Source organism: Embleya sp. NPDC001921 (genome assembly GCF_053594475.1).
The window spans coordinates 204,117-229,993 of sequence record NZ_JBSFEO010000007.1 but is presented as its reverse complement, the minus strand read 5'-3'; the positions used below and the strand labels follow the sequence as shown (position 1 = coordinate 229,993).

General features: G+C 71.4%; 25 protein-coding genes and 2 tRNA genes. 19 read left to right on the top strand and 8 right to left on the bottom strand.

Annotated features, from left to right (window positions below):
- Positions 1-153 precede the first annotated feature (153 nt).
- The 4 genes from ACWCPW_RS11115 to ACWCPW_RS11100 all read left to right on the top strand — a co-directional run bounded on the left by ACWCPW_RS11115 (position 154) and on the right by ACWCPW_RS11100 (position 3,386).
- A complete protein-coding gene (locus ACWCPW_RS11115) occupies positions 154-1,356 on the top strand; it encodes an NAD-dependent epimerase/dehydratase family protein (RefSeq protein ID WP_395866266.1) in 1,203 nt (400 codons plus the stop codon).
- Positions 1,357-1,490: 134 nt separating this feature from the next.
- Positions 1,491-1,913, top strand: coding sequence for a molybdenum cofactor biosynthesis protein MoaE (locus ACWCPW_RS11110; protein ID WP_449761269.1), 423 nt, complete (start codon positions 1,491-1,493; stop codon positions 1,911-1,913).
- A gap of 136 nt (positions 1,914-2,049) precedes the next feature.
- Positions 2,050-2,286: a hypothetical protein gene (locus ACWCPW_RS11105; RefSeq protein WP_449761268.1), complete on the top strand. Its 237-nt coding sequence runs from the start codon at positions 2,050-2,052 to the stop codon at positions 2,284-2,286.
- Positions 2,287-2,333: 47 nt separating this feature from the next.
- Positions 2,334-3,386 carry a YlbL family protein gene (locus ACWCPW_RS11100; protein WP_449761267.1) on the top strand — a complete coding sequence of 351 codons (1,053 nt, stop codon included), beginning with the start codon at positions 2,334-2,336 and terminating at the stop codon, positions 3,384-3,386.
- 22 nt (positions 3,387-3,408) lie between these two features.
- On the opposite strand, the gene ACWCPW_RS11095 is transcribed toward ACWCPW_RS11100, so the two are convergent.
- A complete protein-coding gene (locus tag ACWCPW_RS11095; protein ID WP_449761266.1) occupies positions 3,409-3,960 on the bottom strand; it encodes a PPA1309 family protein in 552 nt (183 codons plus the stop codon).
- Between the two features lie 153 nt (positions 3,961-4,113).
- Here ACWCPW_RS11095 and ACWCPW_RS11090 point away from each other — a divergent pair, with 153 nt between their 5' ends.
- Positions 4,114-7,149, top strand: coding sequence for a UPF0182 family membrane protein (locus tag ACWCPW_RS11090; RefSeq protein WP_449761265.1), 3,036 nt, complete (start codon positions 4,114-4,116; stop codon positions 7,147-7,149).
- A 110-nt stretch (positions 7,150-7,259) separates the two neighbouring features.
- Positions 7,260-7,333: transfer RNA gene (locus ACWCPW_RS11085), tRNA-Met, on the top strand.
- A gap of 206 nt (positions 7,334-7,539) precedes the next feature.
- On the opposite strand, the gene ACWCPW_RS11080 is transcribed toward ACWCPW_RS11085, so the two are convergent.
- Positions 7,540-7,812 (bottom strand): hypothetical protein, encoded by a 273-nt coding sequence (locus ACWCPW_RS11080; RefSeq protein WP_449761264.1) that lies wholly within the window; start codon positions 7,810-7,812, stop codon positions 7,540-7,542.
- 317 nt (positions 7,813-8,129) lie between these two features.
- On the opposite strand from ACWCPW_RS11080, the gene ACWCPW_RS11075 reads away from it, so the two are divergent.
- From ACWCPW_RS11075 to ACWCPW_RS11065, 3 genes are all read left to right on the top strand, one after another.
- Positions 8,130-8,206 (top strand) — tRNA-Met (locus tag ACWCPW_RS11075).
- A gap of 140 nt (positions 8,207-8,346) precedes the next feature.
- Positions 8,347-10,272, top strand: a complete 1,926-nt coding sequence (locus tag ACWCPW_RS11070; RefSeq protein ID WP_449761263.1) for an SEL1-like repeat protein — start codon at positions 8,347-8,349, stop codon at positions 10,270-10,272.
- Between the two features lie 333 nt (positions 10,273-10,605).
- The gene (locus tag ACWCPW_RS11065) at positions 10,606-11,607 is read left to right on the top strand and encodes a hypothetical protein (RefSeq protein WP_449761262.1); all 1,002 of its coding nucleotides are present in this window, start codon (positions 10,606-10,608) and stop codon (positions 11,605-11,607) included.
- Positions 11,608-11,869: 262 nt separating this feature from the next.
- On the opposite strand, the gene ACWCPW_RS11060 is transcribed toward ACWCPW_RS11065, so the two are convergent.
- Complete coding sequence (locus tag ACWCPW_RS11060) at positions 11,870-12,286, bottom strand: Fur family transcriptional regulator (RefSeq protein ID WP_449761261.1); 417 nt, start codon at positions 12,284-12,286, stop codon at positions 11,870-11,872.
- A 122-nt stretch (positions 12,287-12,408) separates the two neighbouring features.
- Here ACWCPW_RS11060 and ACWCPW_RS11055 point away from each other — a divergent pair, with 122 nt between their 5' ends.
- A complete protein-coding gene (locus ACWCPW_RS11055; protein ID WP_449761260.1) occupies positions 12,409-13,866 on the top strand; it encodes a catalase in 1,458 nt (485 codons plus the stop codon).
- Positions 13,867-14,448: 582 nt separating this feature from the next.
- Here the strand turns inward: ACWCPW_RS11055 and ACWCPW_RS11050 are convergent.
- Both ACWCPW_RS11050 and hisN read right to left on the bottom strand, forming a co-directional pair.
- A complete protein-coding gene (locus tag ACWCPW_RS11050) occupies positions 14,449-14,850 on the bottom strand; it encodes a CBS domain-containing protein (RefSeq protein WP_449761259.1) in 402 nt (133 codons plus the stop codon).
- A 181-nt stretch (positions 14,851-15,031) separates the two neighbouring features.
- On the bottom strand, positions 15,032-15,829 hold the full coding sequence (hisN, locus tag ACWCPW_RS11045) for a histidinol-phosphatase (RefSeq protein WP_449761258.1): 798 nt from the start codon (positions 15,827-15,829) through the stop codon (positions 15,032-15,034).
- A gap of 193 nt (positions 15,830-16,022) precedes the next feature.
- Here hisN and ACWCPW_RS11040 point away from each other — a divergent pair, with 193 nt between their 5' ends.
- From ACWCPW_RS11040 to ACWCPW_RS11025, 4 genes are all read left to right on the top strand, one after another.
- The gene (locus ACWCPW_RS11040; RefSeq protein ID WP_449761257.1) at positions 16,023-16,550 is read left to right on the top strand and encodes a hypothetical protein; all 528 of its coding nucleotides are present in this window, start codon (positions 16,023-16,025) and stop codon (positions 16,548-16,550) included.
- Between the two features lie 104 nt (positions 16,551-16,654).
- The gene (locus ACWCPW_RS11035; protein WP_449761256.1) at positions 16,655-17,764 is read left to right on the top strand and encodes a ferritin-like domain-containing protein; all 1,110 of its coding nucleotides are present in this window, start codon (positions 16,655-16,657) and stop codon (positions 17,762-17,764) included.
- Between the two features lie 19 nt (positions 17,765-17,783).
- On the top strand, positions 17,784-18,473 hold the full coding sequence (locus tag ACWCPW_RS11030; protein ID WP_395866234.1) for an HAD family hydrolase: 690 nt from the start codon (positions 17,784-17,786) through the stop codon (positions 18,471-18,473).
- A gap of 74 nt (positions 18,474-18,547) precedes the next feature.
- Positions 18,548-19,093: a DUF2087 domain-containing protein gene (locus tag ACWCPW_RS11025; protein WP_449761255.1), complete on the top strand. Its 546-nt coding sequence runs from the start codon at positions 18,548-18,550 to the stop codon at positions 19,091-19,093.
- Between the two features lie 45 nt (positions 19,094-19,138).
- Here the strand turns inward: ACWCPW_RS11025 and ACWCPW_RS11020 are convergent, their stop codons facing one another.
- Entirely contained in the window at positions 19,139-19,915 is a 777-nt protein-coding gene (locus ACWCPW_RS11020) for a DUF4097 family beta strand repeat-containing protein (RefSeq protein ID WP_449761254.1), read from the bottom strand.
- A 234-nt stretch (positions 19,916-20,149) separates the two neighbouring features.
- Here ACWCPW_RS11020 and ACWCPW_RS11015 point away from each other — a divergent pair, with 234 nt between their 5' ends.
- A complete protein-coding gene (locus ACWCPW_RS11015) occupies positions 20,150-20,665 on the top strand; it encodes a DUF2231 domain-containing protein (RefSeq protein WP_449761253.1) in 516 nt (171 codons plus the stop codon).
- A gap of 31 nt (positions 20,666-20,696) precedes the next feature.
- Here ACWCPW_RS11015 and rsgA read toward each other — a convergent pair whose 3' ends face one another.
- Positions 20,697-21,752 (bottom strand): ribosome small subunit-dependent GTPase A, encoded by a 1,056-nt coding sequence (gene rsgA, locus ACWCPW_RS11010; protein ID WP_449761252.1) that lies wholly within the window; start codon positions 21,750-21,752, stop codon positions 20,697-20,699.
- A gap of 13 nt (positions 21,753-21,765) precedes the next feature.
- On the bottom strand, positions 21,766-23,043 hold the full coding sequence (gene aroA / locus ACWCPW_RS11005) for a 3-phosphoshikimate 1-carboxyvinyltransferase (RefSeq protein WP_449761345.1): 1,278 nt from the start codon (positions 23,041-23,043) through the stop codon (positions 21,766-21,768).
- A gap of 69 nt (positions 23,044-23,112) precedes the next feature.
- Here aroA and ACWCPW_RS11000 point away from each other — a divergent pair, with 69 nt between their 5' ends.
- From ACWCPW_RS11000 to rsrA, 4 genes are all read left to right on the top strand, one after another.
- Positions 23,113-23,883, top strand: coding sequence for an SOS response-associated peptidase (locus ACWCPW_RS11000; protein ID WP_449761251.1), 771 nt, complete (start codon positions 23,113-23,115; stop codon positions 23,881-23,883).
- Positions 23,864-24,655: an alpha/beta hydrolase family protein gene (locus tag ACWCPW_RS10995; RefSeq protein ID WP_449761250.1), complete on the top strand. Its 792-nt coding sequence runs from the start codon at positions 23,864-23,866 to the stop codon at positions 24,653-24,655. The genes ACWCPW_RS11000 and ACWCPW_RS10995 overlap by 20 nt, the downstream gene beginning before the upstream one ends.
- 148 nt (positions 24,656-24,803) lie before the next feature.
- Complete coding sequence (locus ACWCPW_RS10990) at positions 24,804-25,439, top strand: sigma-70 family RNA polymerase sigma factor (protein ID WP_063744985.1); 636 nt, start codon at positions 24,804-24,806, stop codon at positions 25,437-25,439.
- Positions 25,436-25,756, top strand: a complete 321-nt coding sequence (gene rsrA, locus ACWCPW_RS10985; protein ID WP_449761249.1) for a mycothiol system anti-sigma-R factor — start codon at positions 25,436-25,438, stop codon at positions 25,754-25,756. Before ACWCPW_RS10990 ends, rsrA begins: the two co-directional genes overlap by 4 nt.
- The last annotated feature ends 121 nt before the right edge of the window (positions 25,757-25,877 follow it).

Sequence of the window (25,877 nt, the reverse complement as noted above, 5' to 3'; positions counted from 1 at the left end):
GCGACGCCGCGCAAAGGCCGAAACGCGCCTGGCGTGAAGATCACAACAACACCTCCGGCAGGATGGATCGCGGACACTGACAGGAAAGGCAAGCAGTCGCGCGTACCTTTCTTGACGAACCGCTCGTACCAAACTAACCACGGGAGACCGCCAGTGAGTTCCCAGCCCCCACGCGTTCGCTCTGGGCGGAGCGGGCGGGAGAGCACGAGCGATGGCACCGGGACCGATGCCTCGGAGACCGCTCCGGAGCCCATTCCCTCGGCCTCGGACCAGCCCTCGGACAAGAGTGTGCCCCGGGTGCGCCCGGTCATCGCGGTCACCGGCGCCGCGGCCGGCCTCGGTCATCGCGTCGCGTCCCTTCTGGCCGCGAACGACCAGGTCAAACGTCTGATCGCGATCGACGAGCGGCGCGGTGAGATTCCCGGCGCACAGTGGCGGATCATGGACGTCCGCGACCCCGCCCTGGCCGGCCGGCTGGAGGGCGTGGACGTGGTGGTGCACCTCGCGCTCGACATGTCGCTCGACTCCGAACCCCGCGCCCGCGGCGCCCGCAACGTGCGCGGCACCCAGACCGTGCTGACCGCCGCCGCCGCGGCCCGGGTGCCCCGGGTGGTGCTGTGCACCTCGGCGATGGTCTACGGCGCGCTGCCGGACAACGCCGTACCGCTGGCCGAGGACGCGCCGCTGCGCGCGACGGCCGACGCGTCGCTGGTCGGCGATCTGCTGGAGATCGAGGAACTGGCCGAGCGCACCCCGCGCGCCCACCCGCACGTCAAGGTCACCGTGGTGCGCCCGGCGACGCTGGTCGGCGGGCCCGAGGCGGACAGCGTGATGACCCGGCACTTCGAGGCGCCGCGCCTGCTGGTGGTCTCCGGCGGGCAGCCGCGCTGGCAGTTCTGCCACCTGGACGACCTGGCCTCCGCGCTGGAGTTCGCCGCGCTCGGCCGGGTCGAGGGTGTGGTCACCGTCGGCTCCGAGGGCTGGCTCGAACAGGAGGAGATCGAGGAACTGTCCGGGATGCGCCGGATGGAGCTGCCCGCGTCGCTGGCCCTGGGCACCGCCGAACGACTGCACCGGCTGGGCATCACGCCCGCGCCGGCGGGCGACCTCGCGTACACGATGCACGGCTGGGTGGTGCCCTCCGAGCGGCTGCGCGCGGCGGGCTGGCGCCCGGTGTGGACCAACGAGGCGGCCTTCGCGGTGCTGCTGGAGGACGTCGACGGGCGACACGCGCTGGTGGCCCGCCGACTCGGCCGCAAGGACGCCACCACGCTCGGCGCGGCGGGCGCGACCGTGGCCCTGGTGGGCACGGCCGCGATCGTGCGCAAGGTCCGGCGCCGGCGCCGCGGTTTCTGACCTTCGTCGACCTCGCCGTCCGCGAGCGCCCGGCCGTCGGCCCGGCACTCGCGGACGGCGCGCACGCGCACGAGCAGACGCACAGGGGGACCGGGATGATCGCGCGCGACCGGTCGCGCGCGATACTGCCCGGTATGGACGTCATCCGCATCGCCGAGATCCGCGACACGCCGTTGTCCGTCGACGAGGTTTTCGCCGCGCTCGGCGACCCGTCGGCCGGTGGCACGAGCCTGTTCGTCGGCACGGTCCGTAACGCCGACAGTGGACGCTCGGTCACCGCGCTGGAGTACTCCGCGCACCCCTCGGCCCAGGCCGAGCTGCGTCGCGTGATGGACAAGATCGCCGCCGACCTGCCGGTGCGCGCGATGGCCGCGGTACACCGGGTCGGCCGGCTGGAGATCGGCGACCTCGCGGTCGTGGTCGGCGTCTCCTGCCCGCACCGCGCGGAGGCGTTCACCGCGTGCCGGCGGCTGATCGACGAGCTCAAGCACGAGGTGCCGATCTGGAAGCTCCAACACTTCGTGGACGGCGACTCGGACTGGGTCGGCGCCTGCTGAACCCGGCCCGAGAATCCGCTCCGACCCCACCCGTCCCCGGGGTCACACCCACCTCGAAACAGCGGAAATGCACCATCACCACCACATACATATGATTTAAGCCGTCACCCTGCCCCTCCTGTGGACGGAGTACGTCATGGCGTCTGTCGCGTGGTGGTGGGCCATCCCGGGGGTCGCGCTCGTGCTCGCGGTCTGCTGGGCGGCGTGGACCTGTCGGTCCTTCCGGACCCCGAGCATGCACGACTCGATGTCCGACTTCGCGGAATGGAGCGCGGCCCTGGACCGGGTCCGCACGGCGACCCCGGTGCAAGCCGAACCCACCCCCGAGGACGTCGCCGGACCGGTCCCGGAACCGGGCGTCGAAACCCCGTGACAGCCCGGGCCGCACCGGGAAAACCCGGGTGCCGTAGGGTCGGGCGCATGTCGCGCCGCACCGCCACACTGGTCGTCTCGGGGCTGTTGCTGCTGGCCCTGGCCTGCGCCGTCCTGTTCGCGCCGGTGCCCTACGCCGAGCTGAGCCCCGGGCCCACGTACAACACGCTCGGTGACGAAGGCGGCAAGCCGGTCATCGAGATCTCGGGCCACGAGACGTATCCCACCAGCGGCCACCTGAATATGACCACGGTGTCGGTGACCAACAAGTCCTACGACATGCCGCTGCTGGACGCGCTCGCCGGCTGGGTCAAGGGCGACTCGGACGTCGTGCTCAAGAAGTCGCTGTACCCGGACGACAAGTCCGCGGCCGAGGTCGAGCGGGAGAACGCCGAGGAGTTCAGCTCGTCGCAGGAGCACGCCAAGGTCGCGGCGTTCGCGGCGCTGGGCATCCCGATCGAGAAGCAGGTGATCGTGTCCACGGTGGCCAAGGACGCGCCCGCGCTCGGCAAACTGCACGCCGGCGACATCATCCTGGCCGTGGACGGGACGCCGATCGCCAAGCCCGAGGACGTCGCCGCGGCGATCACCAGGCACCAGGCCGGCGAGAGCGTCACGCTCACCGTCGACCCCGCGGACGCCCGGGGCACCCGGCGCGACGTGCAGGTGGTGACCCGCAAGGCCGAGGACGACGGCCGGGCCCTGGTCGGCATCACGCCGGGCATCCTGCCCAAGTTCCCGTTCAAGGTGGAGATCCACCTCGAGGACGTCGGCGGCCCGAGCGCGGGGATGATGTTCGCGCTCGGCATCGTGGACAAGCTCAGCCCCGGCGACCTGACCGGCGGCAAGTTCGTGGCCGGCACCGGCACCATCGACGACGCGGGCAAGGTCGGCGCGATCGGCGGCATCCAGATGAAGACCATCGGGGCCCGCCGACAGGGCGCGAAGTACTTCCTGACGCCCAAGGCCAACTGCGCCGCCGCCGCGCAGACCAAGCCGGGCGGGCTGACCCTGATCCAGGTGGAGACCCTGGACGACGCGCTCAAGGCCCTGGAGACGATCCGCACCGGCCAGGGCACGCTGACGGAATGTCATGCGTGACCGGTGCGGACCCCCACGGGGACTATCGGTCCTCGTCCTCGTCCCCGTCGCCGAACGTGGCCAGCAGTGCCTCGGCCAGCCCCGGCACCAGGTCCGCGCCGGAGAGCACCTCGGAGTCGTCGTCCTTGTCCCGCAGCCGAACCGCCGACTCGCGCGAGCCGTCGCGCAGCACGCCGACCGCGAGCCGGACCTCCTGCCGCTGCGGGTGCGACGCCACCCAGTCGTGGATCTCCCGATCGCTGCCCACCGCGGGCATGGTCGCCTCGGCGGATGGCGGCAACATCAGCCGCTCGACCACCAGCGCGCAGCCGAGCACCGCGTCCGGCCACGCGATACTGGCCAGGAACTCGTCGATCGCGACGTTCTCGGGGACTTCCTCCTGCTCGATCGGAGTGAGGGTGTCGATGGGCGCGTCACGGTCGGCGGACAAGCCGAGCTGTGCCGCGAGGTCGGGTTCGGTACGGGCCAATTCCGCGGTGTCCACGAGCGCGTAGAGGCGGGCCTGCTGGTCCCAGCCGTACGCCGCCACGTGGCGTTCGATCTCGACGAGGGCCTGGGTGAGTGCAACGGTCATGACCCCATCTTCCCGTCTTCGCCCCACGGCGGATCACGAGCCTGTATCGGCCGTGTCTGTGGGGAACCACGTCCTGTCTCGGTAAGTTGACCCATCGAGCGCCGACCGGGCGCGTCCAGGTAATGATCGAGGTGCGCACCCTTGGTTTTTCAGATGCCCGAACGAGGCGGCTCAGGTGGCCGTCGGATCAGAATGGGAGCTCCGTCCCGCAGGTCCAGAACCCTGCTCCTGACGCTGGCCATCCTCGTGGTGATCGTTGTCGCGTGGGTGCTGTTCGCGAATTTCTGGACGGATTGGCTCTGGTACAAGTCGGTCGGCTACGGAAACGTATTCACGACCAAGCTGTGGACGCGCATCGGGTTGTTCCTGGTGTTCGGTCTGCTCATGGCCGTGGCCGTCGGCGCCAACGTGTATGTCGCCTATCGACTGCGTCCGGCCTTCCGCGGGATGTCGCTGGAGCAGCAGAGTCTCGACCGATACCGGTCGGCCATCACCCCGTTCCGCACGTGGTTGCTGATCGGCCTGTCGGTCATCATCGGCATCATCGCCGGCACGTCGGCGTCGGGACAGTGGAAGACGTGGCTCCAGTTCGTGAACGGCGTCTCGTTCGGGACCAAGGACCCGCAGTTCCACAAGGATGTCTCGTTCTACGCGTTCGACCTGCCGTTCTATCGGTTCCTGATCAATTTCGCGTTCGTCGCGGTCGTCGTCGGCCTCGTCCTCGCGGTGATCACGCACTACCTCTACGGCGGACTCCGGGTGCAGAGCCCGGGGTCGCGGGCGACACCGGCCGCGCAGGCGCATCTTTCGCTGCTGCTCGGCCTTTTCGTGTTGTTCAAGGCCGTCGCGTACTGGCTGGACCGCTATTCGCTCGCGGTCTCGTCCGGTGATTTCAAGCAGGCCTCGCAATTCACCGGCCTGCGGTACACCGACGCGCACGCGGTATTGCCGGCCAAGACGATCCTGTTCATCGTCGCGCTGATCTGCGCGACGCTGTTCTTCGTCAACGTCTTCCGCCGCACGTGGGCGCTGCCGATCATCGGCTTCGGCCTGATGGTGCTCTCCGCCGTGCTCATCGGCGGGCTGTACCCGGCCATCGTCGAGCGCTTCCAGGTCAAGCCGAACCAGCAGGCCAAGGAAGCCAAGTACATCGAGCGCAACATCCAGGCGACGCGCGACGCGTACGGCATCGACACGGTGGAGCCGGAGAAGTACGACGGCAACGTCGAGGCCAAGCCCGAGCTCAAGGACCAGGCCGCGAACACGGCCAGCATCCGCCTGCTCGACCCGAACATCGTCTCGCCGACCTTCAACCAGATGCAGCAGCTGCGGCAGTACTACGGCTTCCAGACCACGCTCGACGTCGACCGCTACATGATCGACGGCAAGATGCAGGACACCGTGATCGCGCTGCGCGAGCTCAACCCGAAGGGTGGTCAGAGCCACAACTGGGTCAACGACCACACCAAGTACACCCACGGCTACGGCGTCGTCGCGGCCGAGGGCACCCGGGTGGACCGCGAGGGCAAGCCCGTCTACATCGAGGGCAACATCCGCACGGACGCGCAGGAGGCGGAGACGCCCAGCCCGCTCGGCCCGTACCAGCCGCGGATCTACTTCGGCGAGTCGACCACCGAGTACTCGATCGTGGGCGCGCCGAAGAACACCACGCCGACGGAGGTGGACTACCCGACCGACACCGCGTCCGGTCAGGCCACCTACACGTACAACGGCAAGGGCGGCGTCCCGATCGGCGGCATGTTCAACAAGCTGCTGTACGCGACGAAGTTCCAGGAGGGCAACATCCTGCTCTCCGACACGATCAACAAGGATTCCCGGATCCTGTACAACCGCACGCCCAAGGAGCGGGTCGAGGCGGTCGCGCCGTGGCTGACCATCGACGGTGACCCGTATCCGGCGGTGATAGACGGCAAGGTGCAGTGGATCGTCGACGCGTACACGACCAGCAACGGTTATCCGTACGCGACCCGCACCACGCTGGGCGACGCCACCGCGGACTCGCTGAACGCGGAGGACCGGGCCCGGGGGGCGGTCGGCAACACCGGCAACGTCAACTACATCCGCAACTCGGTGAAGGCGACGGTCGACTCGTACGACGGCTCGGTCAAGCTCTACCAGTGGGACGAGAAGGACCCGGTCCTGAAGACCTGGATGAAGGCCTTCCCGGACACGGTCAAGAAGAAGAACACGATCCCGCCCACCCTGATGGAGCACCTGCGCTACCCGCAGGACCTGTTCAAGGTGCAGCGCGATCTGCTCACCCGGTACCACGTGACCGACCCGCGCACGTTCTTCAACGGCTCCGACTTCTGGAAGGTCCCCAAGGACCCGACGGGCCGGGTGCCGGGCTCGGGCGACCAGCCGCCGTACTACCTGTCGATGAAGATGCCGTCCGCGACGCCGGGCGGTGCGCCCGACGCGCAGCAGTCGTTCCAGTTGACCAGCACGTTCGTGCCCAAGGAACGGCAGAACCTGGCGGCCTTCATGGCGGTGAACTCCGAACCGGGGTCACCGGGCTACGGCAAGATCAGACTCCTGAGTCTGCCGCCGAACACGGCGATCCTGGGTCCGGATCAGATGCAGAACCAGTTCAAGTCGAACGCCGCGGTCGCACAGGTGATCAACATCCTGCAGCGCGGTGACTCGGTGGTGGTCTACGGCAACCTGCTGAGCCTGCCCGTGGGCGGCGGCATGTTGTACGTGGAGCCGGTGTACGTCCAGGCGAACGCCGCCGGGTCGTATCCGGTGCTGCAGAAGGTGCTGGTCTCCTACGGCGGCAGCATCGCCTTCGAGGACACCCTGGATCAGGCCCTGAGCAAGGTGTTCAGCGGCTCGCCGACCACGACGGTGCCACCGACCGACACCGGTACGCCGCCGTCCACCGGCACCCCGCCGGGCACCGGCACCACGCCGCCGCCGACGACGACCGAGAACCCGACGGTCAAGCAGGCGCTGGACGAGGCCAACCAGGCACTCAAGGACGCGGACGCGGCCATGAAGGCGGGTGACTTCGCCAAGTACGGCGAGGCGCAGAAGCGGCTCCAGGCGGCCGTGAACAAGGCCATCGCGGCCGAGCAGGCGGCGGCACGGCCGCCGGCGGGCACCCCGCCGGCGACGACGCCACCCGCGGGCGGGACGCCACCGGCCTCCACGGCGCCCAAGCCGTGACCGCCGGTGCGTGACGCGTGACGCGGGCCCGTCCCCTTCGGGGGGCGGGCCTGTCGCGTTATCGATTTGGTGTGCGGCCCCGGGTCACGTAAGCTCAGGGCACAACGCATCGCGGGGTGGAGCAGTTCGGTAGCTCGCTGGGCTCATAACCCAGAGGTCGCAGGTTCAAATCCTGTCCCCGCTACTCGGTGAAAACGCGAGAGGCCCGGTTCCCAAGGAACCGGGCCTCTCGCGTTGTGCCTGTCTCGCGTTGTGCCTGTCGTGAGTCGCGCCGGGTGCCGCGTTGCCCGATGTCCACCGAACCGGATCGGCCGGGTCGGCCGCGATCCGGTTCGGGGCGTGACCCGACTCGGAGAGTCGGGCCCGGGCGCACGGACTCGAGGTGTCGGACTAGAGCGCGATCTGGCGGCGGCGCTTGGCGCGCAGCGGAGCCATCAGGGTCACGCGTGCCAGCCGATGGGTACCGCGCTGATCGTTGCGCGGAGCCAGACTCTGGATGATGGCGGCCGATTCGAGGCTGTTCGCCGTCTCCTGCGTCGTGGCAAGGCCGATGAGGGCGAGGTGCCGCTCGAGGCGCTCGCCCACGCCGCTTCGGCCGACGTCCATCGGCGGAACCGGGACTCGGCGCGGCATGCTCGGATGGTCCATTCCTGATATGACCACGACGCAGACCGTACCCCATCGGGGGGACGCCGTGACGGCTTCCGGCCCCATGTCGAGACCCGATCGTGTTTCGAATCGGCCGGCAATCCGGTTGTGGCGCAATCGAACTGCCGGGCAACCAGGGGTAATTGGTGCCAAAGGGGAAGTGTGTGGGGCTCGGTGCGGGTGCGCGCATGTTCACCCCATGGTCTGAATCCGGCCGCTCTCCCGGGGGACGTGCCGGTGCGCGCGGGTCGAAGGCGCCGCGTCGGCGTTCGGGGCCGCCCCGGAGCGGATTTGCCTGCCCCGGGGCGCTGTCGTAGAGTTGGGTCTACCGACGCGGGGTGGAGCAGCTCGGTAGCTCGCTGGGCTCATAACCCAGAGGTCGCAGGTTCAAATCCTGTCCCCGCTACCATATCGAAGGGCCCGGTCTCACGACCGGGCCCTTCGTGCGTGCGCCGACAAGGTGTGTTCCGCCACAATTCGGTCCGAGTCGGGTGGGTCGTTGCCGAATCGCGACTGCATGGATGTGGCCCGAGATGCCACGATGGACTCATGGGGGCGTGGAAGGGACATCGCGGACGGCGGGGGGAGCACCCACCGCCGGATCCGGACGTCTTCGAAGCGGTACCGGAGGGCCCCGACACCGTGGTCCTGGACCGCGGGCGGGCCGCTGCCGCGACCGCTCCCGCGCATCCCGACGACTACGCGGTCCTGGTTCCGTTCCGACCGCGCCGGCGCAGTCCCGGCGGCAGCGTCGAGGGGCACGAGGCGCTGGATCGACACGAGTCGGCCGAACTCGAGCGACGCTATCGCGAGCGGGCCGGCCGCAGCCCCTCCGCCGCGAACAGCCTCGCGCTGATGTTGCTCGAACGGGGCGAACAGGACGAGGCCGCCGAGCTGTTGCGCCGGGCCGCCGAGGCGGGACACCGGGGCGCGGCGACCAACCTCGGCGTACTGATGCACCGTCAGGGGCGGGACGACGCGGCGTCGTTGTGGTGGCACCGGGCGGCCGAGGCGGGCAGCCGGATCGCGGCGTTCTCGCTCGGCGCGCTGCTGCTGGATCAGGCCGACGCGGCGCGGGCGGGTGCCGGCGCGGGCGTGGGCGAGTACCACGATCTGTCCGGGCAGGGCGTCTATTGGCTGCGCAACGCGGCCGAGTCGGGGCATGTGCGGGCCGCGCTCACGCTGGGCGAGTTCTTCGAATTGACCGGGCGGGCCGGGGCCGAGCGGTGGTATCGCCGGGCGGCCGAGGCGGGGCATCCCGAGGCGGCCTATCGGCTCGGCCGGATGGGGCAGGAGCGCGACGACGAGCGCGCGGCGTCGACGTGGTTCCTGCGCGCGGCCTCGTGCGGGCATGTGCGGGCCGCGGTAAGGCTGGCGACCTCGCTGGAGCGCGCGGGGGACACCGCGGAGGCGATCGGGTGGTACCGGCTCGCGGCCGAGGAGGGCGACGCCGAGGGTGCCCGGGCGCTCGGGTTCCTGTTGCAGGACTCGGGCGACGTCGAGGGCGCGGTGCGGTGGTGGCAGGTCGCCGCGGAGTCCGGCGACGGTACGGCGGCCAACGCGCTCGGCGCGTGGTTCGCCGCCGGTGGGCGCGCCGGCGAGGCGGCCCGGTGGTACGAGCGGGCCGCGGCGGCGGGCGAGTGCAACGGGGCGTTCAACCTGGGCCTGTTGCATGCCGAGCACGAGGATGTGACGGGCGCCGAGCGCTGGTTCCGGATGGCCGCGTACGCGGGGCACGGGGACGCGGCCAACGCGCTGGCCGGGCTGCTGCTGGAGCGCGGGGACGACGAGGAGGCGCGGATATGGTTCGCGCGGGCCGCCGAGGCGGGCAGCGTGGACGGCTCGTACAACCTGGGCATCTTGCACTCGCGCAACGGCCTCGACGACGCCGCCGAGACGTGCTGGCAGCGGGCGGCGGCGGCCGGACACGCGGACGCGGCGCTCCAGTTGGGGCTGTTGCTGGAGCGTCGTGGGGATGCCGAGGGGGCGGCGCGCGCGTATGAGACGGCGGCGCGGGCGGATCGGCCGACGGCGGCGTTTCGGCTCGGTGCGATGCTCGCCGACGCGGGGGCGGCCGAGCAGGCGGAGCGCTGGTACGGGGTGGCCGCGGACGCGGGGCACGTGACGGCGGCGTTGCGCTGCGGGGTGCTGTGTGCGCGGCGCGGCGAGGACAAGTCGGCGGCGCGGCGGTTCAAGGTCGCGGCCGAGGCGGGCAGTGTCTCCGGCGCGTGGAACCTGGCGCTCCTGCACCTGCGGCACGGGGACCCGGAGGGCGCGGAGCCGTGGTTGACGGTGGCGGCGCGCGGGGGGCACGGGCGGGCGGCGTTGCGGCTGGTGGTGTTGGCGTTGCGGCGCGGGGACCTGGCCGACGCGGAGCACTGGTGTGGGCCGGCGGTGGAGCACGGTCCTGCGGAGGTCGCGGTGAAGGCGCAGCGGCTGCTCGACGCGTTTCGTGCGGAGTCGCTGGCGAGTTGACGGGCTCCGCGACGCGGGTCGGGGTGCGGTCGGGGGTCCTCGAGCGCCGGACGGGCTGGTTTTGGTGGCCTCTGGCGGGTCGGCTGCGTGTGGGTGTTGTGGTGGGTCGGGGGTCATCGAGCGCCGGACGGGCTGGTTTTGGTGTCGTTCGGTGGGGTGCCGCGGTCGGGGGCGGGTGTCGGGTGGGGGTGGGGGTGTGGTGGGCTGGGGATCGGTTTGGGGTTGGACGGGAGGCGGGCCATGGGGCGTGGGCGGTTGTGGCGGGGGCGGGGGGTCGGGGACGCGGGGCTTGATGTGGGGGAGTGGCCCGGGGGTGGTGGGCCGGGGGAGTTGGTGGCGTATCTGCGTGGGGTGGCGCTGACGGGGGACGGGGACCTGGACGCGGTTGTGGCGCGGGTGGTCGGGTTGTCCGCGGGCACCCTCGTGCGGGTGGATCGGGCCGCTCGGCCGAGGTCGGCGGTGGGGGTGCTCGGCGGTTTGGGGCCGGCCCGGGTGTTGTTGCGTACGCGTCCGCACCCGTTGGTGGCAGCGGTGTCGAGCATGGACGAGAACGGTGGGGTGCGCGAGGAGGCGGTGGTTCGGCTGGCAGCCGAGCCCGGGCCGTTGGCCGCGGTCTTCCTGGCGTTGCGTACCGACGACTGGGTGGACTCGGTGCGCGAGCGGGCGCTGGCCGCGCTGCGCTGGCACGACGAACCGGACGAGGTGCGGGCGGTGGTGCCCGTGCTCGACGCGCTGAGCGGGCGGGCCCGGTCCAAGGGTGTGCTGGACGCCTATCGCCAGGCGTTGCTCGCACATCCGCGTCAGGACGCCGTGGGTCGTGCGCTGGCCGCCGAGAAGGAGCCCAGTGTGCGTCGCCTGGGTGTCGAACTCCTGGATGAGGCAGCCCTGTTGGCGATCGCGCTGCGGGACGCGGACCACGCGTGCCGGACCGCCGCCGGGCATGCGCTGCTGGCCCGGCTGCGCGGTCGGGACCGGCATCACGTCGCGTTGCGGCTGCTGCGGGTGCCCGACCCGCGGGTGCGTGAGCGGGCGGTCGAGGTGTTGCCGGCCGGGACGGAGCCGGCCGCGCTCGCGGGCGCCCTGGCGGATCGTTCGCCCAAGGTGCGTGACGCCGCGCGGCGCAGGTTGCGGGCCGGCGGTACCGATCCGGCCGCCGCCTACCGGGACTTCCTGCGCGCCCAGGCGTCGCCGGGGATGCTGCTCGGTCTCGCCGAGTGCGGCGGCCACGAGGACCTGGACATCCTGCACGCGCACCTGGACGCGGAGCGGTCCGCGCTGCGCCGGGCGGCCCGGGCCGGCGCGGTCCACCTGGTCCGGCGGACCACGTCCTCCTAGGGCGTTTCCTCAATCCCCCGCCGGGCTCCACGACGCCCGGCACCGCATCCGCCCTGCGGGCTCCTCGCTGCGCTCGCCGCCCCGGAGAAACGCCCGAATAGGTCCGCTATGCGGGCGCTTCTCCGGCACGCCGATGCACGACGCCCGGCACCGCGTCCGCCGGTTCGGGCTCCTCGCTCCGCTCGCGCCGCGGAGTCCGACGGGGATCGAGGACACGCGCCTGCCCGTGTCCATCGCCGGCCCGGGCGCCGGCGTCGCCGGTTCAGTGGCGCTTGCAGTTCGGGCAGACGCCCCGGAAGGTGATCTCGGCGCCGGAGATGTCGAAGCCGAAGCGCTCCGCCTCGGGGAGGTCGGCGACCGGGTCGCAGTCCGGGTGCACATCGCGGATCGTCCCGCACACGCCGCACACCAGGTGCTGGTGCGCGGTGCGGGCGTTGGGGTCGTAGCGCTTCGCGCGCCCGTCGGTGCCCACCTCCAGCACCTCGCCGAGCTGGACGAGTTCGCCCAGCGTGTTGTAGACGGTCGCCCGGCTGATCTCCGGAAGCCGTTCGCCCGCCCGTGCGTGCACCTCGTCGGCGGTCAGATGCACGTGGTCCCCGTTCAGGACCTCGGCCACCACACGACGCTGCGCGGTCAGGCGCCATCCCCGCGCGCGCACTCGCTCCAGAAGGTCGCTCATGGCAACGAAGATACACGTCCATGATTGGAATTGGTCTAAATACTGTTCTGGACAAAGTCCAAACTTGGGTCTAGGTTGGGCGTCGGATCACAGCACGAGCAACGCCAGGGGAGACGCAGACCATGTCGCAGCAGCCGAACACGCTGACCACCGAATCCGGCGCACCGGTGGCCGACAACCAGAACAGCCAGACCGCGGGCCCCGGCGGGCCGTTGCTGCTCCAGGACCAGTACCTGATCGAGAAGTTGGCCCGGTTCAACCGCGAGCGCATCCCGGAGCGGGTGGTGCACGCCCGGGGCTCGGGCGCGTTCGGCCACTTCGAGGTCACCGCGGACGTGTCCCGGTTCACCAAGGCGCACTTCCTCGCCGAACCGGGCCGTCGTACCGAGGTGTTCGCCCGCTTCTCCACCGTCGCCGGCAACCTCGGCTCGGCGGACGCGGTGCGCGATCCGCGCGGGTTCGCGGTGAAGTTCTATACCGAGGAGGGCAACTACGACCTCGTCGGCAACAACACCCCGATCTTCTTCATCAAGGACCCGCTGAAGTTCCCGGACTTCATCCACACCCAGAAGCGCGACCCGTACACCGGCAGCCAGGAGGCGGACAACGTCTGGGACTTCTGGTCGCACTCGCCCGAGGCCGTCCACCAGGTCACGTGGCTGTTCGGCGACCGCGGCATCCCCGCGTCGTACCGGCACATGGACGGCTTCTCCTCGCACACCTACCAGTGGGTCAACGCCGAGGGCGCGGCGTTCTGGGTGAAGTACCACTTCAAGACCGATCAGGGCATCAGGAACCTGACCGTCGAGGCCGCCGCGGCGCTCGCGGGTGCCGACGCCGACTCGCACCAGCGCGACCTGGTCAACGCGATCGACGCCGGGGCGGCGCCGTCGTGGACGCTGAAGGTGCAGATCATGCCGGTCGCGGAGGCCGCGACCTACCGGTTCAACCCGTTCGACCTGACCAAGGTGTGGCCGCACGCCGACTACCCGCTGATCGAGGTCGGCCGGCTGGTGCTGGACCGCAACCCGGAGAACGTGTTCGCCGAGGTCGAGCAGGCGGCGTTCAACCCGGCCAACTTCGTGCCGGGGATCGGCCCCAGCCCGGACAAGATGCTCCAGGGCCGGCTGTTCGCCTACGGCGACGCGCACCGCTACCGGGTGGGCGTCAACCACACCCAACTCCCGGTCAACGCGCCGCGCGCCACGGTCGCCCGCAACCACGGGCGGGACGGGTCCATGGCGACCAACCCCGGTGGTCGGGCCAAGAACTACGAGCCGAACAGCTTCGGCGGCCCGTACGAGAGCGGTGTGCCGCTGTGGGCGCCGACCGGGGTGGCCGGCGCGACCGGGACCCACGCGGCGCCCGCGCACGCCCAGGACGACGACTACGTGCAGGCGGGCGACCTGTACCGGCTGATGTCGGCGGACGAGCAGGCCCGCCTGGTGGCCAACATCTCCGGCTTCCTGGCCGAGGTCTTGCGCGAGGACGTCATCGACCGTGTCGTCGGCCACTTCCGGGCCGCCGACCGGGACTACGGCGATCGGATCGCGGCGGCCGTGAAGGACCTGCGCGCCTGATCGTCCCCCGAAACCGCCGCCCGGTACCTGAGCCGCGAATCGGTACCGGGCGGCGCTCACGCGTACCCGGACCCGGCGCGCCGATCGTTCGAACTCGATCGGCCCGACGCGGACCGTACCCGCACCCGCACCCCGACCTCGCGACGTTCGTCGCCGCCGGCGCGTGCCTTCCGCGGGCCGCACCCGGGCCGCCCGTCGCCGGGGCGCGCACCGATCCACCCGCCGGCCGCGGCCCGTGCCCGCCTCCCGCACGAGCACCACCGGTCCGCGCCGGGACCCGACACTCGGCCCTGCCGACGTCAGCCGTCCCCGACGACGCCCGGACCCGACCACCGCCGAGGCGAGTTCGCGCTGGTTCCGGCCGCCCTCGCGGCGGGAGCCGGCGGTTTGGACGCGCGACTCGCGCCGTTCATCGCGGGCTATGTGCTGGTGATGGCGGTGCTCGGGCCGCTTGCCGCGACCCACTCGCGCGGGTTCGAACGGGTGTTGCCCGCCCGGCTGTTCCGGGTCCGGAGGGCGCCGGGGAGCGGGTCGGCCGAGGCCGACGCGGGCGACCGGGCCGCGACCGGTCGCCCGCCGCGCTCAGCCCACCAACTCCTGGGCCCGCTGGGCCTCGTGTATCTGGCAGCGCACGATGTCGCGGACCGAGATGATGCCGAGCACGTCGCAACCGTCGAGCACGATCAGGTGGCGGAAGCCGCCTCGCGTCATCGCCGCCGCCGCGTCCGCCAGGGTCCACGACGGGGTCGCGAAGACCACGTTCGAGGTGAGGTGGTCGCCGGCGAACTCGGTGTCGGGATCCTGGCCGGCGCCGATCGACATCAGGATGTCCCGCTCGGTCAGGATGCCCAGACCGGATGTGTCCGGGTCGATCACCACCGCCGCGCCGACCTGGCGGGCGGACATCAGGCGCGCCGCGGCGCGGAGTGTGTGGGCGGGGCCGATGGTCAGAACGATCGTGCTCATGCCGTCGCGGACGAACATGTGACACCACCTCCGTCGGGGTGTGGATGTCAGGGCGGGGGTGTGCTCGAGAAAGAATTCACAAGTTCACAAGCCCTGTTTTCACATGGTCACATGCCCGGGAAGGTCAAGGGAAGGTATAGCGGGCAACTCACTCGAAGGGATTAGCTCGGGTGGGATCCGACGATTCGGCGGAATCCGCTCAGCCGTGCCCGTGCGGGTCGCCGAGCCGGTCGAGCAACTCGTCGTGCAACAGGCCGTTGGACGCGGCCGCGGTGCCGCCGGCCGGGCCCGGGGCGCCGCCGAGCGAGGTGAACCGCCCGCCGGCCTCCTCGACGATCACCGAGAGCGGCGCGAGGTCCCACAGGTTGACCTCGGGCTCCGCGCAGATGTCCACCGCGCCCTCGGCGACCAGCATGTACGACCAGAAGTCGCCGTAGGCGCGGGTGCGCCAGCAGGCCCGGGTCAGGTCCAGGAAGTCGTCCATCCGGCCGCGCTCCTCCCAGCCGCCCATGCTCGAGTACGCGAACGACGCGTCCTCGATCGCGGCCACCTTCGACACCCGGCAGCGCGAGGCCTGGGACAGACTGCGGCCGGTCCACGCGCCCGCGCCCTTCGCGGCCCACCAGCGGCGACCCAGCGCGGGCGCGGAGACCACGCCCATCACCGACTCGTCGCCGTCCATCAGCGCGATCAGCGTCGCCCACACGGGCACGCCGCGGACGAAGTTCTTGGTGCCGTCGATCGGGTCGATCACCCAGCGCCTGGGGCCGTGGCCGGTCGAGCCGAACTCCTCGCCCAGCACCGCGTCCCGCGGCCGACCGCGCCCGAGTTGATGCCGGATGATCTCCTCGGCGGCCTTGTCCGCGTCGCTGACCGGGGTCATGTCCGGCTTCGTCTCGACCCGCAGGTCGAGCGCCTTGAAGCGGTCCATGGTGGTCGCGTCGGCGGCGTCCGCGAGAACGTGGGCGAAGCGCAGGTCGTCGTCATAGCCGGGCATGACCGAACAGTACCGGCGGCCCGCGCGGGTGTCCGCGCGCCCCGCGCGCATGGACACACTTACGCGCCGTCGCCGGGGCCTCGTACGCTCGTTAGGCAGACAAGGAAGCGCGGCCGGCGAGAGTCGACAACCGTTCGTCGGTCGTGCGCGTGTTACGAGTACGAGTCGATGGCGGAGGGGGTGCGGGACCGCGATGGCACTGTTCGGGGTCGGGCGCAGAGCGACACACGGCAAAGAGGCCGTACCGGGACCCGGTCTCGTCCAACCGCGTCGAAGTCTGGACGGTTGGACGCTGGAGGGCACCCCGCTCGCGGACCGTTTCGAGCGCGAGGATCTGCGCGAACTGGGCACCCTGCTGCACGGTGTCGGGGCGGAGATGCGCACCGCGTGGACCTACGAGCGCGCGGCCGACCTGCTGGAGCGCGCGGGCGAGCGGCCGCAGGCGCTGGCCGTCGTCGAGGTGTGGTTCGCGCTGCCCGAGGAGGTGCGCCGGGCCAATCCCGCCGCGACCCGGTCGCTGGGCCGGCGCCGGCAGCGGCTGCGCAGTCGGTTGGGCACCGCGGCCGGACCCGCCGCGGCCATCCCGACGCAGGCCAGGACCGCGGTGTCGATACCGGCCAAGCCGGGCACGCCGCCCCCGGCGCCGGGCGCGGAAGGGACCGGGACGCCCAGGGCCGAGTCGAAGGGCGGATCGCGGACCGGCCAGGCTACTCGCTGGTAATCGATCGGCCCGAAGGGGTTCCGGTCCGCGCGATGAGGGCGTAGGACAGCGGTACACGGTTACCGCCGTCCGCACGTCACACGTCTGCCGCGAGGAGAACGCCCGTGTCGACGCACGACCTGTACGCGCTGCCCGCCGACATGACCGTCTGGGAGGTCCCCGCGTCGGGGGCCGCCCGCTTCAACTGGGAGTACGACGAGGGCCGCGACCGGCTCCTGTCGTTGTACGCGAAGGGCAAGGACAAGCAGTGGGACGCCGCCCGGCGGATCGAGTGGGATCTGCCGGTGGACCCGATGAACCCGCTGGGCATGCCCGAGGAGCTGCACACGCTGTACGGCACCCGGAGCTGGAACATGATGTCCCAGGGCGAGCGCGACGAGCTGGGTCGGCACGCCATCGCCTGGCAGTTCAGCCAGTTCCTGCACGGCGAACAGGGCGCGCTGATCTGCAGCGCGCGGATCGCCGAGTCGGTCCCCGACCTGGACGCGAAGTTCTACGCGGCCACCCAGGTGATGGACGAGGCCCGGCACGCCGAGGTGTACGCGCGCTTCCTCAAGGACAAGGTCGGGCTGTACTACCCGATCAACCCGAGCCTGAAGTCACTGCTCGACGACACGCTGTCCGACGCCCGCTGGGACATGCCCTACCTGGGCATGCAGGTGCTGATCGAGGGACTGGCGCTGGCCGCCTTCGGGATGTTGCGCGACCTGACCACGGTCGCGCTGCCCAAGCAGATCCTGGCCTACGTGATGCAGGACGAGGCCCGGCACGTCGCGTTCGGCCGGATGGCGCTGCGCGACTACTACCGCGAGCTGACCGACGCCGAGCGCGGCGAGCGCGAGGAGTTCGTGATCGAGGGCTGCTACCTGATGCGCGACCGGCTGCGCGACGAGGAGGTGTGGGAGAACTTCGAGATCGACAAGGTCGAGGCGCGCGAGGCCACCGAGAACTCCGAATACCTGCGCGAGTTCCGCCGGTTGTTGTTCAGCCGGATCGTCCCGTGCATCAAGGACATCGGCCTGTGGGGACCCAGGGTGCGGGAGACCTTCGCCGAGATGGGCGTGCTGGACATGGGCGACTCCAACGTCGAGCGGATGATGCGCGACGACGAGGACCAGGCCGAGGCGCTGGACCGGGACCGGCGCGTCCGCGCGGAGGAACGGGCCCGGGCCGCCGAGGTCACCGAGATGGTGGACCTGGGCGCACAGGACTAGAGCGGGCTAGATTTTCGGTATGACCGATCTTGTGCGCTCCCGTCCGCCCGCCTTCGTCTTCGACCTCGACGGCACCCTCGTCGACAGCGTCTACCACCACGTCATGTCGTGGCAGGAGGCGCTCAGCGAGGCCGGTATCGACCTGGCGATGTGGCGGATCCACCGCAAGGTCGGGATGAGCGGCGGGCTGTTCGTCAAGGGCATCCAACGCGAGACGGGCATCGACCTGTCGCCCGAGCAGGTCGAGGCGCTGACCGACGCGCACGGGCGCAACTACGCCGCCCGGGTGCCGTTCGTGGAGCCCCTGCCCGGTGCCCCGGAGCTGCTGCGCCACCTCACCAGGGTGGGCATCCCGTGGACCATCGCCACCAGTGGGCGGCGGGCCGGCGCGGAACCGATGCTGGCCAAGCTCGGCGCGCCGGCCGACCTGGCGATGGTCACCCGCGACGAGGTGGCCCGGGCCAAGCCGGACCCGGACCTGTTCCTGGCCGGCGCCGCCAAGCTCGGGGTGGACCCGGCGCAGTGCGTCGTGGTGGGGGACAGCATCTGGGACCTGTTGGCCGCGCGCCGGGCGGGTTCGCTGGGCGTGGGGCTGCTCTCCGGCGGCTACGGCGCGGACGAACTCGAACGCGCGCACGCCTTCCGGGTCTACGACGAGCCGGGCGACCTGCTCGCGCACATCGACGAACTGGGCGTACGCGGCGACTGACCGCGCCCCGGGCATCCGGGTGATCCTGCCCGGCAACGCGTCCCGGCCGGGGCCCGACGTCCTACCCTGGAGACATGGGTCCGGCCGACGAACCTGCGGAACTGCTCCGTCTCCTCGCCGACGACGCCCGATTGAAGGTGTTCGCCGCGCTGGTGCTGGAGGCCCGTCTCAGCTCCGATATCGCCGATCGGGCGGGACTCTCGCTCCGGGAGGCGATCAAGGCGCTGGCCCGGCTGGAGTCGGTGGGGCTGGTCGCGCGGGCCGGGGACGGCTGGCACGCGTGTCCCGAGGCGCTCGCCCAGGCCGCGGCCGGGATGGGCGAGGAACCCGACGACGCGTTCGCCGACCGCGGGCCCGCCGAGGCGGCGGTGCTGCGCACCTACCTCGCCCGGGGCCGGGTCCGCCAGTTGCCCGTACAGCGGGCCAAGCGGCTGGTGGTCCTCGATCACATCGCGGGCAGTTTCGAGCCCGGTGTGCGCTACGACGAGGCCGAGATCGAGGAGACGCTGCACCGGTTCATGGACGACCACGCCGCGCTGCGCAGGCACCTCGTGGACGAGGGCTTCCTCGGCCGCGAGGGCGGGGTGTACTGGCGCACGGGCGGGTCGTTCGTGGTCTGAACGGCCCGCCCGCGCGGTGTGGCGGTGGTGTGCCCGGGACGCGGCCTAGCGGGCCGGGACCCGCTCGATGTCGATCCCGCCGTTGTCCGTGGCCACGTCGATCACCCGGTTCGAGCGCGGGTCGTTGTCGATGTCGTTGCGCACCCCGCCGTTGTCGGTCTTGGTGGAGACCCGGTAGGTGTTCTCGTCGTCGGGCACGCTGACCCGGACGCCGCCGTTGTCGGTGCGTACCTTCACGTTCGTGGGCGCGGAGTCCAGGCGCAGACGGACGCCGCCGTTGTCGGTGTCCACCGAGATCCGGGCGGCGTTCACCCGGGCCACGGAGACGCCGCCGTTGTCGGTGCCCAGGGTCAGGTTCCCGGTGCTGTCGCTGACGTCGATGCCGCCGTTGTCGGTATCGAAGCGCATGTCCTGCCGCAGCCCGTTCGCGCTGATCCGGCCGTTTTCCGTGGTGACGTGCAGCGGCACGTCGAGCGGGACCTTGATCCGGTAGGAACCCTCGCAGTTGACGTTGACGAAGCCCGGGCAGTGCAGTCGGAGCTTGAGCCGGTTGCCCACCAGGGTCCAGCTCGGGTCGGGGCCGTTGATGCTGTGGGTGACCTTGCGGTCCACGGTGATCTTCCCGGGCTCACCCGCTTCGAGGGTGACCCCGCCGTTGTCCGTGTCGATGACCAGATCGCCGCTGTTCAGCGCGAAGACCTCCTGGTCGCGCACGTCGTGGCTGGAGAGCACGGTGATCCCGGTCCACGCCGCCAGCAGGATCCCTCCGATGGCGAACACCCCACCGAAGAAGATCAATGACGTCCGTAGCGGCCTTTTCATGACACTCTCCCCGACAGGTGATCCGAAGCTGCCCAAACTGTATGAGCGCCGGCCCCGGGCCCGGCATCCGGCGGTCACCCGAACCGGGGGTAGGGCTGGCCCCCCTGAGCGGACGGTGACGGATCGGGCGGGGCGAGTGTTCGACACCCGCTGAACCCGGGCACTCTGGGAGCCGTTGGTCTGTGCGAGGGTCGTTGCCGCCCTCGGGTCCCGACCGCTTAGGAGTGCCGTTTCATGTTCGACACCGTCTCCGGCCTGCCCCTCCACGTCCTGGTCGTGCACTTGGCGGTGGTCATCGTGCCGGTGGCGGCGATCGCGAGCGTGCTCGTGGCGGTCCGCCGGTCCTGGCTGCTGCGCGCCGGGTGGTGGGTGGTCGGCCTGGACGCCGCCGCCGCGCTGACCACCTTCGTCGCCAAGGAGAGCGGCGAGAAGCTGCTCGCCCGGCTGGACCGGCTCAGCGAGGGCACGCGCAACGCCGCCGTGCAGACGCACGTGGACCGGGGCGCGGACATGCTCTGGTACGCGCTCGGCCTGCTCGGCGTCACGCTCGTGCTGCTGCTGGTCGCCCGGCATCGGGCCGCCGCGACCTTCCGGCCGCGGACGATACCGCCGATCGTGGTCCCGATCGTGGCCGTGCTGACCGTGGTGGCAGCGGTGCTCGCGGTCGTCCAGGTGGTGCGGGTGGGCGAGTCCGGTTCGAAGGCGGTCTGGGAACCCACCGTGCGGAACAGCCTCGCGGCGCCGCGCTGACCCGCGCGGACACCCCGGGAGACACCCGGGATCAGTCGCCCTCGTCGCGCTCGCGCGTGCTCAGCAGCCGGCGCAGCGAGTACAACCGGGCCGGGTCCGCGTGCCCGGCCTCGACCCACGCGTCCAGCGCGCAGTCCCGCTCGTCGTGCGAGCACGCCCGCGGACAGTCCTCGGTGCCCGCCGCGAGGTCGGGGAACGCGTTGATCACCCGGCTGAGGTCGACGTGGTTGAGCCCGAAGGAGCGCACCCCCGGGGTGTCCACGACCCAGCCCAGGCCCGCGCCGGGCTCGGCCGCGTCGCCCGCGAAGGGGGGCAGCCGCAGGGTCAGCGCCGACGTGGTGGTGTGTCGGCCGCGGCCGGTCACCTCGTTGACGTGTCCGACCGCGCGCTGGTGATCCGGCACCAACTCGTTGACCAGGGTGGTCTTGCCGACTCCGCTGTGGCCGACGAAGACGGTGATCTTGCCGGCCAGGCGCGCGCGGATCGGGTTCAGGTCCCAGTCGGACGCACTCCGGGTGACCACGTACTCGACGCCGAGCGCGCCGTACATCTCCAACAGGTCGTCGGGAGAGGCGAGATCGGCCTTGGTCAACACGAGCAGCGGCTCCAGGCCCGCGTCGTAGGCCGCGACCAGACAGCGGTCGATCAGGCGCGGGCGCGGCTCCGGGTCGGCCAGCGCGGTGACGATCGCGAGCTGGTCGGCGTTGGCCACGATGATCCGCTCGTACGGGTCGTCGTCGTCCGCGGTGCGGCGCAGGGTGCTGCGGCGCTCCTCGACCCGGACGATCCGGGCCAACGAGCCGTCCTCGCCGCTGAGGTCGCCGACGATGCCGACCCGGTCGCCGACCACGACGCCCTTGCGGCCCAGCTCGCGGGCCTTCATCGCGGTGATCGAGCGGTCCGGCGCGTCCTCGTCCTCCAGCAGGCAGGTGTACCGACCCCGGTCGACGGTCAGCACCCGGCCCTCGCGGGCGTCCTCGTGCTTGGGCCGGGTCCGGGTGCGCGGGCGCGAGCCGCGCTTGCCCGGGCGGATCCGGATGTCGTCCTCGTCGAGGTCCTTGCGTCGGTTGGAGCCGAGTCCCGCCATCGTCCCGAGCCCCTCAGCCGCGTCGCGCGCTCAGCATGCGCGTCCACAGGCCGGTGAAGTCGGGCAGCGTCTTGGCCGTGGTCTCCACGTTCTCCACTTCCACGCCCGGGACCACCAGGCCCAGCACGGCGGCCGCGGTGGCGAGCCGGTGATCGTCGTAGGTGTGGAAGACGCCGCCGTGCAGCGGGCGCGGCCGGATCTCCAGGCCGTCCTCGATCTCGTTCACGTCGCCGCCGAGGTCGTTGATCTCCTTGACCAGCGCGGCCAGTCGGTCGGTCTCGTGCAGGCGCAGGTGGGCCACGCCGGTGAGCCGGCTGGGGCCGTCGGCCAGCGCCGCGACCGCCGCGATCACCGGGGTCAGTTCGCCGACGTCGTGCAGATCGGCCTCGATGCCGTGCACCGCGGTGCCGCCGGTCAGGGTCAGTCCCGCCGAGGTCGGCACGCACGAGCCGCCCATCGCGGTGAAGATCGAACGCAGCCGGTCACCGGGCTGCGTGGTGTACTCCGGCCAGTCCCGCACGGTCACCGAACCGCCGGTGACCAGCGCGGCGGCCAGGAACGGCCCGGCGTTGGACAGGTCCGGCTCGACGACCATGTCGCGGCCCAGCAGCGCGCCCGGGGCGACCCGCCACACGTTCGGCTCGGCGTCGTCGACCCGCGCGCCGGCCGCGCGCAGCATGTCCACGGTCATCGCGATGTGCGTCATCGACGGCACCGAGCTGCCGGTGTGCCGGATCTCGACGCCCAGGTTGAAGCGCGGCCCGGACAACAGCAGCGCGCTGACGAACTGCGACGACGAGGACGCGTCGATGCGCACCACGCCGCCCTCGACCCCGCCGCCGCCGAGCACGGTCATCGGCAGCCGGGCCTCGCCCTCGTCGTCGATCCGGGTGCCCAGGTCGCGCAGCGCGTTGATCACGCCGCCGAGGGGGCGCTCGTACGAGCGCGGGTCGCCGTCGAAGCGCACCGGCCCGTCGGCGAGCGCGGCCACCGGCGGCAGGAAGCGCATCACCGTGCCCGCGTTGCCGCAGTCCACGGTCGCGGGGCCGGTCAGCCCGCCGGGCAGCACGTACCAGTCCTGGCCGCGGTCCTCGATCACCACGCCGAGCGCGCGCAGGCCGGCCACCATCAGCAGCGTGTCGCGGCTGCGCAGCGGGCGGCGGACATAGCCGGGACCGTCGGCCAGCGCGGCCAGCACGAGGGCGCGGTTGGTCACCGACTTGGACCCGGGCACCTCGACGGTGGCGGTCACGGGAGCGGAGGCGACAGGGGCAGACCACAACGCAGACATCACGCCGCAAGCCTAGTCGTTTGCGGGCCCGCCCCCGATTTTGTTTCGGTACGTGGCACCCTGGACGCCATGTGTGGCCGGTACGCGTCCAGCAAGAGCCCCGACGACCTCGTCGAGATGTTCGAGGTCGATCGCTTCGACCCCGCGGACGAACTCCCACCCGACTGGAACATCGCGCCGACCAAGCAGGTCTACGCGGTTCTGGAGCGCGCGGTCGAGTCCGGTGGCCCGCCCGCCCGACAACTGCGCACGGTCAAGTGGGGACTGGTGCCGTCCTGGGCGAAGGACCCGGGCATGGGCGCCAAGATGATCAACGCCCGGTCCGAGACCGTGCACGAGAAGCCGGCCTACCGCAAGGCGTTCGCCGCGCGGCGGTGCCTGCTCCCGGCCGACGGCTACTTCGAGTGGCACACCCCGGAGACCGCGCCGGACGGCCCCAAGGGCGCCTCGCGCAAGCAGCCGTACTGGATCCACGCGGCGGACGGCTCCGAGGTGGCCTTCGCCGGGCTCTACGAGTGGTGGCGGGACCGCGGGCGCGCGGACGACGACCCGCTCGCGTGGTTGTGGACGTGCACGATCCTGACCCTGGACGCCGATCCCGAGCTGTCCCGGATCCACCACCGGATGCCGCTGGTGCTGACCCGGGACAAGTGGGACGGGTGGCTGGACCCGGCGTGGACCGAGCCCGAGGAGGTCCGCGGCCTGTTGGTGCCGCCGCCCGCCGGGTTCATGACCGCCCGCCCGGTCTCGACGGACGTCAACAACGTGCGCAACAACGCGCCCCACCTGCTCGACGCGATCCCCGAGGACGAGGTCACCGTTGACGCGACGCTCTTCTGATCCGGCCCGGCCCGGCGGCGCGGACGCCGTCGGTGCGGATGTCGCCGCCGTCGAGCCGGATGGGGGCGCGCCCATCGCGGCCGTCGCGCCCGTCGTTCCCGTCGCGACCGGGGCGCCCGAGGTGTTCGAGGTGGAGACGCCGGTCGGCGTCGCACGGGTGAGCGTGCACCGCGCGACGGGCGGCCCGGCCCGGGCGTGGTTCGTGGCGAGCCACGGCGCCGGCGGCGGGATCGAGGCGCGCGACCTGGTCGCGCTCGCCGCGGCGCTGCCCGCGCGCGGCATCCACGTGGCACTGGTGGAGCAGCCGTGGCGGGTCGCCGGCCGCCGACTGGCTCCCGCGCCCAAGACCCTGGACGCGGGCTGGCGACCGGTGCTGACCGAGATCTCCCGGCGCAACCGGGCCGAGGCACTGCCGGTGTTCGGGTCCGGCCGCAGCGCCGGTGCGCGGGTCGCGTGCCGGATGGCGGGCGAGACCGGTGTGGCGGGTGTGGTCGCGCTGGCCTTCCCGCTGCATCCCCCCGGTCGGCCGGAGCGTTCGCGCTTGGCTGAACTGCTCGGCGCCGGCGTGCCGACCTTGGTCGTCCAGGGCGAACGCGACTCGTTCGGGGGGCCGACGGAGTTCCCGGCGGACGGTCCGAGCGTGCTCGCGGTGCCGTTCGCGGACCACGGATTCGCTGTGCCCAAGCGTGCCGAGACCACCCAGGAAGCGGCATTGGCCCTGATCACAGCGGGTGTCGGCGATTGGCTGGTGGCCGCGAGCGGGCGGGAATGATCCGTGTCGGCGACGTGTTCCCCCAACTGTCAAGCGTCGACGAGTGGAGGTCGCTCCCATGCTCAAGGCCGCCGGTTCGGTTGTCCGGAACGAGGCACCGTTTCTCGCCTGGCCCGAGTGGGGTGCGGGCACTGATCAGCCTCGGGCGATATCGTCGACTCCTGGCTTGAAGGAGGTGGGTCTCGTACCGGAGACCTTGGAGCAACAAGACGCGCGGTTCGAGCGGGACGCCCTGCCGTTCCTCGATCAGTTGTATTCGGCGGCGCTGCGGATGACCCGCAACCCGGCGGATGCCGAGGACCTGGTCCAGGAGACGTTCGCCAAGGCGTACGCGTCGTTCCACCAGTTCAAAGAGGGCACCAACCTCAAGGCCTGGCTGTACCGCATCCTGACCAACACCTTCATCAACTCCTACCGCAAGAAGCAGCGGCAGCCGCTGGAATCGCATGCGGAGGAGATCGAGGACTGGCAGCTGCACCGCGCCGAGTCGCACATGTCCACCGGACTGCGCTCGGCCGAGGCGCAGGCGCTCGACCACCTGCCGGACTCCGACGTGAAGACGGCCCTGCAGGCCATCCCGGAGGAGTTCCGGATCGCGGTGTACCTCGCCGATGTCGAGGGCTTCGCGTACAAGGAGATCGCGGACATCATGGGTACTCCCATCGGGACCGTGATGTCGCGCCTGCACCGCGGACGGCGCCAGCTTCGCGATCTGCTGGCCGACTACGCACGTGAGCGCGGCCTCGTCCCCGCAGGCACCGACCGGAAAGGCTCGGACTCATGAGCTGCGGTGACCACCACGAGGTGGACTGCTCCGAGATCCTCGGGCACCTGTACGAGTACATCGACAACGAGTTGGCGGACGCGGACTGCACCAGCATCCGCACCCACCTCGACGAGTGCTCGCCGTGCCTGGACAAGTACGGGCTCGAGCAGCAGGTGAAGGAGTTGGTGCACCGCTGCTGCGGGCGCGACGAGGTCCCCTCGGAGCTGCGCAACAAGGTGCTGGAGCGGATCAAGCTGGTGCGTGTCGAGGTGGACGCGCAACGGGTCTCCGTCGAGGAGACCGTGGTCGAGATGGATCGACCGGGTCGGTCCTGACCCGATCCACGCGCCGGCGCCGTCGGGTCCTCGACCCGATCGAGTGGTCGACCCGCGCGGGTCGCTGACCCGAACGAGCTAAAACAGGGCGCATGGCCGGGATAAACCGGGCATGCGCCCT